This window comes from Paraburkholderia humisilvae (genome assembly GCF_902859855.1).
Classification (GTDB): Bacteria; Pseudomonadota; Gammaproteobacteria; order Burkholderiales; family Burkholderiaceae; genus Paraburkholderia; species Paraburkholderia humisilvae.
In genome coordinates this window covers 1-1,268 of record NZ_CADIKH010000359.1, presented here as the reverse complement: position 1 = coordinate 1,268, position 1,268 = coordinate 1, and the positions used below count along the sequence as shown (strand labels likewise).

Sequence of the window (1,268 nt, the reverse complement as noted above, 5' to 3'; positions counted from 1 at the left end):
GCGATGATCGTCGTCGATGAAAACCAGTCGAGGTCTTTGCCCTTGTCGAGCATGACCTGCAGCGAACCGACCCAGGTGATCAGCAGCACGAGGCCGACCGTATCGATCGGCGCCTTTCTGATGACCGAATCGCGGTCGCGAAAAATCGCCCACGTGGCGGCCGCTGCGATCATGCCAACCGGAATATTCACGTAGAAGATCCACGGCCACGAGATGTTGTCCGAAATCCACCCGCCGAGAATCGGCCCGGCGACGGGCGCGATCAACGTCGTCATCGCCCACATCGACAATGCCATCGGCGCTTTCGCGCGCGGGTAGCTCGCCAGCAGCAGTGTCTGCGACAGCGGAATCATCGGGCCCGCCACGGCGCCCTGGAATACGCGCGACGCGAGCAGGAACGGCAGCGTGGGCGCAAGGCCGCACATCCACGACGAGATCACGAACAGTACGATCGATGCCATAAAGAGCCGTACCTGGCCGATCCGATCGGTCAGCCAGCCCGTGAGCGGCACCGAAATCGCGTTGGCGACCGCAAATGACGTGATGACCCACGTGCCTTGGTCGGACGACACACCGAGATCACCGGAAATAGACGGGATCGACACATTGGCGATCGATGTGTCGAGCACGTTCATGAACACCGCGAGCGATACCGCGATCGTGCCGATCACGAGTTGTGCGCCTTGCAGCGGCGGGTGAACGATCGGCGCCTGAGCCTGAGCCATTGAGCGAAAAGCCTTTGTTCTGTTTTGACGTGGGACGGCTTACATCAGCTTCGCCGCGCGTTTGCCCGCGCCGCGTGCCGCAGCCTTCTGCGCTGTGCTGGCGGCCGTTCCCGCGTTTGCCGCGATGATGCGCGCGATTTCGGCATCGGCCTCGTCGCCGTACTTGTCGAACACCTTGGTCTGATAGACGGTGTTCCGCGCATTGCCGAGCTCACCGCCGCTTGCGTTCCTGATGTCGACGTCGGCCAGCATCGACAGGCCGATGCGCAGCGGATGTTTCGCGAGTTCCTGCGCATCGAGCTCGATGCGCACCGGCAGACGCTGGACGACCTTGATCCAGTTACCGGTCGCGTTCTGCGCGGGCAGCAGCGCGAACGCGGCGCCCGTGCCGGCGGAGAAGCCGACCACCTTGCCGTGATAGACCACCGACGAGCCGTAGATATCGGCGGTCAGCTCGACCGGCTGGCCGATCCGCATGTGCCTCAACTGTCCTTCCTTGAAGTTCGCGTCGACCCACACGCCATTGAGCGGCACGACCGCCAT

At 63.2% G+C, this 1,268-nt stretch carries 1 protein-coding gene and 1 pseudogene; both read right to left on the bottom strand.

Annotated features, from left to right (window positions below; translation table 11 throughout):
* Positions 1-725, bottom strand: a 725-nt coding sequence (locus tag HV796_RS42520; protein WP_175233588.1) for a DHA2 family efflux MFS transporter permease subunit, incomplete at its 3' end; no start/stop codon positions are given.
* A 39-nt stretch (positions 726-764) separates the two neighbouring features.
* Positions 765-1,268: pseudogene (locus HV796_RS42515) on the bottom strand (EmrA/EmrK family multidrug efflux transporter periplasmic adaptor subunit); the annotation flags it as partial.